This is a genomic window from Pelotomaculum sp. PtaB.Bin117 (assembly GCF_002067195.1).
Taxonomy (GTDB): Bacteria; Bacillota; Desulfotomaculia; order Desulfotomaculales; family Pelotomaculaceae; genus Pelotomaculum_D; species Pelotomaculum_D terephthalicicum.
In genome coordinates this window covers 1-6562 of record NZ_MVQM01000123.1, presented here as the reverse complement: position 1 = coordinate 6562, position 6562 = coordinate 1, and the positions used below count along the sequence as shown (strand labels likewise).

General features: G+C 45.4%; 7 protein-coding genes and 1 pseudogene. All 8 read left to right on the top strand.

The window, feature by feature from the left end:
- The coding region (locus A4E54_RS08575; RefSeq protein ID WP_286725624.1) for a hypothetical protein at positions 1–216 on the top strand (216 nt) is incomplete at its 5' end.
- Positions 217–320: 104 nt separating this feature from the next.
- The gene (locus A4E54_RS08570) at positions 321–446 is read left to right on the top strand and encodes a hypothetical protein (RefSeq protein WP_286725623.1); all 126 of its coding nucleotides are present in this window, start codon (positions 321–323) and stop codon (positions 444–446) included.
- A complete protein-coding gene (locus A4E54_RS08565; protein ID WP_286725621.1) occupies positions 443–1432 on the top strand; it encodes a hypothetical protein in 990 nt (329 codons plus the stop codon). The genes A4E54_RS08570 and A4E54_RS08565 overlap by 4 nt, the downstream gene beginning before the upstream one ends.
- A gap of 7 nt (positions 1433–1439) precedes the next feature.
- Positions 1440–1718 carry a hypothetical protein gene (locus A4E54_RS08560; protein ID WP_286725619.1) on the top strand — a complete coding sequence of 93 codons (279 nt, stop codon included), beginning with the start codon at positions 1440–1442 and terminating at the stop codon, positions 1716–1718.
- A gap of 281 nt (positions 1719–1999) precedes the next feature.
- Entirely contained in the window at positions 2000–4546 is a 2547-nt protein-coding gene (pglZ, locus tag A4E54_RS08555) for a BREX-1 system phosphatase PglZ type A (protein ID WP_286725617.1), read from the top strand.
- Between the two features lie 11 nt (positions 4547–4557).
- A pseudogene (locus A4E54_RS08550) lies at positions 4558–4698 on the top strand (anti-phage BREX system Lon protease BrxL); the annotation flags it as partial.
- A gap of 67 nt (positions 4699–4765) precedes the next feature.
- Positions 4766–5185: a hypothetical protein gene (locus tag A4E54_RS08545; protein ID WP_286725615.1), complete on the top strand. Its 420-nt coding sequence runs from the start codon at positions 4766–4768 to the stop codon at positions 5183–5185.
- The coding region (locus A4E54_RS08540) for a hypothetical protein (protein WP_286725613.1) at positions 5182–6562 on the top strand (1381 nt) is incomplete at its 3' end. The genes A4E54_RS08545 and A4E54_RS08540, both read left to right, overlap by 4 nt.

Sequence of the window (6562 nt, the reverse complement as noted above, 5' to 3'; positions counted from 1 at the left end):
GTGGATGGAATTAGAGAACGGGGAAAAAGAGGTCAAAACGATTATTACCGGGGTTGGACGAAAGATTTTAAGATGAATAACTGGATAAAATCCGGCTCGGTCCCCATAGCTCCCGCAGTGAAAAACTGGCTGCGCTACGGCGGCGGAAAGGTTCTGTGGGAAAAAAACCAACAAAATATTATCACGCAAAGAGGAAAAAGGGACTGGAGAAATTAAAAACAACATTTTCAACTTGCTAAAAGAACAAAAGTTAATTACTAAATAATTCTCCGGCCGATCTGACAGCTGAGCTAAGTAAAGAAAACGGCTTGTTATCAAATTTGGACGAATTATTCCTTGCAATTTTTTTAATTGAAAAAACACTTATTTATGCCCGTTATCATGCCAAGGCGCTTAAAAAAGAAGGCGCGGGGCAGCGGCTGAAAAGCGGTGGTGAGGCAGAATGAGCTGGAGTCTTTACACCTGGACCTTCCGTCTTCGCTCCCCTTTGCACGTTGGCTTTCACAAAACAATGCACCTTTTCCGCACCCGCCCTTATGCTCCGGGCAAGCTCGTCTGGGGAGCGCTGACGGCAAAGTTGGCACCTTTGTTTCCTTTGTCCGATTACTTGAAAACAGGCCAAGCCCTGGAAGAAGTCTTTCGTTTTAGCAATCTCTACCTTTACACCGGAGGCGATACGCTTTATCTCCCCCGTTACACCGAAAGAGAAGGGCTGAAATTCGGCCTGGCGGACAAGCTTTTAACCCGGCGGGATTTTGAAAAGTACTTTTTTAGTTCCATGGCTTCCACCGCGGTCAAACCGGAAACTTTTACCGCTGAGGAGGGTTTGCTGCATCAAGTGGAGTTTATCAATCCATACCTTATTTCATCACGCACTGATGCTGATAACTTTACCCCTGTGTATTTAAGGGGACTATTATGGATAAAAAAACCTGCTGAAACAGCGGTATTTCAAGTAATTGAAAAAGACGGGGGTATTGTTCTGTCCCAAAACGATACAAACAGTGAAGTTAACTTTGCCGAGCTGGTCAAGCGTCTTCAGATCGGTGGAGAGCGAAAATATGGATTTGGGCTGCTGGAACTACAAGGGATTCCTGAGCAGATCCTGGGAAGCGATGGAAATGAGGCGATCACGCTGCCCGGTTTCCCCGGACGGTGGCGCCCGGACAAAGAGGTGGTTCGCATCGGTCTTGGTCAGGATGAACCCCTTTGGGGCCATGTGTTAAGCCCTGAAAAAGTTCCCTGCCGGGGTTTTTTAGAACCACTGGTGGGGAGAAATTGGGATATGGTAAAAGGCGCCGGCCAGAATATTAAAAGCGAAGGCTTGGCCTGGGCTCCCGGCTCTCTTCTGCAAGAAGCAAGAACTTTTGAAGTAACTCCACATGGTACATGGTTTGCGGACGGCGGTACAAGTTTGAAGGAAACAACATAATCCTGGAGTGTGTCGAATACGGTCGGAAACCGGGCGGCTTCAGATGCTCACCGGCATCACGGAAAACGCCGGTGAAAAAGCGGCCTACCGCAAGGAAATCGAAGCCCTGCGAAAGAAGATCGAAGAGCGCCGGGCGTACGATCAGGTTGTGGCGCACATCGCGCATCAGGCTATCGAGCTTGACCTTGACGACGGCGTGACGGTGAACTACGCCAAGTTCCAGGGTGTCGAAGTGCCGAGGGATGACGGCAAAACGATGAAAATGGATTTATTTGGGAAGAGCTGAGGTATAATATAAATACAAGCATTCATATTAAAAAGAAAAGAGGATAAAGATGGTGAAATGCCGCGTTGTTTTCATGAGGCGGAGTATGCTCGTATTGCAATAAAACTTATACTCGTTATCAACGGTCATGAAATCGATTGGCTGAGTCCAATAAACGATGCATTGAAGAAGAAATTAAAACGGCAAATTAAGACGTGGAATCTGACAGTTGCCGTGCTGAATAATCAGTTGGCATACGAAAATCAGTTAATAAGCGTATAGCCGTAAAGGCTGGTGAAAAAATGAACCTGACCGAAGTGAAAAAAGCCCTTGAGCGGCAGTTTGCCCGCGAGCTCTCGCAGGGCAGCGTCCGCAACATCGTCTTCTGGTACGATGAGGAAGGAGTTTTCGCCGGGGATATCGACAGCCTGGAACTTGAAGGCGTGAAGATCATCAAGCTTTATGACAACAACATGTTTGCCGTAAAGCTCTACATAGAGGAAACCGACACGGCCGGCAACCTGCTGGTTTATTCCCCGTTGCCCCGTCCGGCGAACAAGGAAAACTGGCTGGCCGACACCATCAAGTACAGCCAGACTTTTTCCACCGACGAAACGTCGCTGAACCTGCTGAACTTTAAGATCGACAGCTCCCTGCGCCATGTGGTGGCGCGTTACAAGCTGTTTTTCCGAAACAGCGAACGCTGCAAGCGGTTTGAGGGGTATCGGCTTGCGCCATATACCGAGACCAAAATTGACGTGGGGGTATTGTCAGCGCTCAGCAAGCTGCCCGCGCCCAATCTTGATCATGTTGTGAGAAAGCTGTTGATTGAGCTGGCAAACGGAGAAACCGCAATATACGACAGCATTGCCAGGTTTGGCAATGTGGACGCGCTATGGACACTGATCCAGAAGGCTTATGGCTATAACTTTCCTGAACAGAGCCTCGAAAAGCTGGCCATTATGCTGCTGGTCACGCATTTGTCCCACAGTATCAACGGCAACTTGCCGAAGGAATGGCAGACGTATGTGTCCTCAAACTCCAATTGCTTTGTGTTTGTAGATAACTTCATGAAGAATACCCGGCTTTGGGACGCGTATAACAAGCTTGCAGGCTTTGTGGCGGACAAACTGAACCTGAGTGGGCGCATACCGGAGTGGAACATTGACGAGATCATCGACTGTGATACCTTTGAGGAGTTCGACCACAGCATCATCAGCCGGATTTGCGAGAGGATCAGCCTGCAGGCGGGTGAATACGAACGATACCGCAAGGTCATCCACAGCCGGAGAAACCGGCGCTACTATCCGCAATTTGAAACAGAATACGACGCCTTATTGTACGCCTCCGAGTTCCTGGAGCTTGGCCGGAAGCACGCCGGCCTGCCGGGGCTTACCATGGCGAAGCTTTTTGAAAACTATCGGGAAGCCTACTACAAGCTGGACGGCAGTTACCGGCATTTCCTGCTGAGCTACGACAAGCTGGCGGAGCAGGACGGCTTTATTCCGCTTTTTGAAAAGGTGGAAAACTGTTATACCAATTGGTATCTGAATGAGCTTTCCATGAAATGGTGCGCGTTTCTGGATGACGGGACAGCATGGCAGGTTCCCGGCGTTACGCCGCAGCAGGGCTTCTATGAGAAGTATGTCAGGCGCTTTGTTTCCGACAATGAACGGCTGGTTGTCATTATCTCGGACGGCCTGCGCTACGAATCGGCGGTGGAATTGAACGCCATGCTTAACGGAGAACAAAAGGGGACCAGCAAGCTGGATGTGATGCTGGGTGTGATTCCGTCTTACACACCCTTGGGAATGGCGTCTCTTTTACCGCATAAGAGCATTGCCGTGACGGATAAAGCGGATATCGTCATCGACGGCATCTCCACCAAGGGAACAGAAAACCGGGAGAAAATCCTGAAGCTTGTGAAGGAAGAGTCTATTGCCATTACCTATGAAAATGTCATGAGCTTGACAAAGCGGCAAATGGCGGAGAAGTTTTCCGGCATGAAACTCATCTACATCTATCACAATACGATTGACGCGCGTGGTGATAACGCGGCCACCGAGCATGAGGTGTTCGAGGCTACGGAAAAGTGTTTTCGGGAGCTTTCCGGGCTTGTCAGGGCGCTTAGGAACAATATCAGCGCCATCAATATCCTGATTACCGCGGATCATGGGTACATTTACCGCCGGACGCCTCTTGCGGAAAGAGACAAGACCCCCAGGGAAGACGCTATCGGGATAGAATCGAAGCGCAGGTTCATTTTGACGAAAGCAGATGTCCATATTCAGGGAACACAGGCGTTTTCGCTGAATTACCTGGCAAAAGACAAGACGGATATCCGCGCCATCATTCCTCGTGCGACTAATTGCTTTAAGGCGCAAGGTTCCGGCAGTTGCTATGTTCACGGCGGGACAAGCCTGCAAGAGGTCGTTATACCGGTCGTTAAGTTTAAGAGTGACAAGAACCTCAGCCGCTCCATGAGCGCGAAGAAGGTGTCGTTGAATCTTACCAACCTGTCCCGGAAAATCACCAGCGTCATTACTCATCTGACCTTCTTCCAGAATGAGCCGGTAGGTGAAAAGCTTCTTCCTCTTCGTGTGACGGCGTATTTCGCGGATGAGGCCGGAAACAGGATTTCCAATGAGAATATCATCATCGCGGAGAGCACTAGTAGTAATCCCGGCAAGCGTACCTATAAAGAGAAGTTCACGCTGAAGGATATGGCGTATGACAAGGCAAAGGAGTATTATCTCATTCTCAAAGACGAAGATGAGCTTGTAAACAGGGAATATGCCAGAATCCCGTTTGTCATTGACCTTGTTTTCGGCGGCAGCATTCAGTTTTAGGAGGACGGGTTATGTTTGAAGAGAACGGCGAAAGCATAAATGCGTTGTTGTGTGATGCCTTCGCAGGAAAAATCGTCCGGAAAGATCTGACCAAAAAAATCAAGGAAGGCGCTAACGTGCCCGTCTATGTATTGGAATACCTGTTGGGGAAGTGCAAAGGGCCTTATTACCACAGAGAATGGTTCTCTTGAATCAAATAAAATGGTTCGAGATGCAATATTGCAAACAATAACAGCTTATGAGCGTAATAATCATGACGATCAACTCTCTCTATTTAGAGAGCAACCTTCAAATATTTGGAGTAATATAGGCTCAGGAGCTGCTTTTTGTGAACTTACACGCAGCTTTTTTGCTTCCTTTACAGATCGTTATTTAAAATATTATCTGGAACGTGAAGCAGCTAGTACAATTAATGATTACCGATCAATAGAGGTTTTTTCAAAAAAGCTATCTGAGCAAGCTGAAGCTATCTCACATCATGCATTTGAAACCTCAAAAATCATGCAATCCTTTGCGGCGGGCTGGTTTAATAATTATGCTAAAAATAATATCCCGCCAACAAAAGAAATAGTTGATTTTTTAAGAGTTTCCTTCGGAAAAATGCGAGAGGAATTTCGAAGGGAGGCTGATGAATTATGAATCTTCAGCCTTCTGTGGTTAATGTTTTCTGTGGAGAATTATCCGTAGCTCCCGAAAACAAAGAAGAAAAAAGTTTAAAACTATCTTATTTTGACCTGGAGAATTTTGATGCAAACATAAATATCGGTTTCAACAAGTTTATAAATGATATTGAAAGCCTTCCACCAAGAATAATTGATTTATTGGAGATAGCGGCATACGTGTTTTGTGCCGATAGAGCTGTGGATAGAGGCGAACGCAACAGTATAAATAACAATAGCTGGGCACGTTCCTTTCAGTTCTACATTCCCGTTAGAGATAACTTGTTCTGGTCGAACCCTAAAGTTTCTGCGGCTATTTCTAGTGCAATGGAATTCATGACCGGGGATAGAAAATATAGTTTCCAATTCGAAAAGTATGAGCAAATTCCTAACATCGTTCCCAATCACCAGCTATCTTTGTTTAATAATGAATACATAACAATCTCTGAGGCAAAGAATACCGAAGTTATGCTCTTTTCAGGAGGGTTAGACTCCTTAGCGGGAGTAATTGAATATCTCAATACCTTTAAAAGTAAGGAGCTTTGTCTTGTAAGTCATAAAGCTAATAACAGTGTGACACATACACAAAATAGCATTATCGGCTATCTGCAAAAAAGGTATAACCATAGGATTAAGCATTATAATTTTGAGTGTCATTTTAAAAAGAACACTCCTAGCAAAGAGGAAACTCAAAGGTCAAGAATGTTCTTATATTCAGCAATTGCGTTTGCAATCTGCAATTGTTATGAAAAGCAGGAGTTTTATGTTTATGAAAACGGAATAACAAGCATCAACCTACCCAAACAAGCGGATACTTTTAATGCGCGCGCCAGCAGGACGACACATCCAAAAGCTATTGCACTCCTTCAAAAGTTCTATCGCTATTTTAGCGAAGAGTTTTCGTTATTGACACCATACTCAAACAAGACAAAAGCTGATATACTCCAGATTTTTAAGAATAATAATGAGCAAAATATTATTTCAAGTTCTGTTTCCTGTAGTTCAACCAGAAACAAACCTGGTATTGCAGCCCATTGTGGCTGTTGTTCACAGTGTATTGATCGCAGATTTGCGGTTTTTGCTACAGAGCTTGAGGAATATGATGCAGAATATGCTGATGATTTTATTAGGCATATCCCTAATTCCGAAACAAGACAACGATTATATAATACCTTACGGTTAGCTGCAATGGAAGGAATGAAAAGCAAACAAGATTTTATTGAAAAATATATGGATGAAATAGCTGATATTATTGACTATACTCCAGGAAGTAACCCGGATGATAAAATGGATGATCTTTATAAACTGTTTTGCAGATTTGGTCAATCCGTTTTATTCGCTGCAAAAAGAATTCAAG

What these genes read in the sequence shown, in the direction of transcription:
- A4E54_RS08565 (WP_286725621.1), top strand. Translation starts at nt 443, where the DNA reads ATGAGCTGGAGTCTTTACACCTGGACCTTCCGTCTTCGCTCCCCTTTG.
- pglZ (WP_286725617.1), top strand. Translation starts at nt 2,000, where the DNA reads ATGAACCTGACCGAAGTGAAAAAAGCCCTTGAGCGGCAGTTTGCCCGC.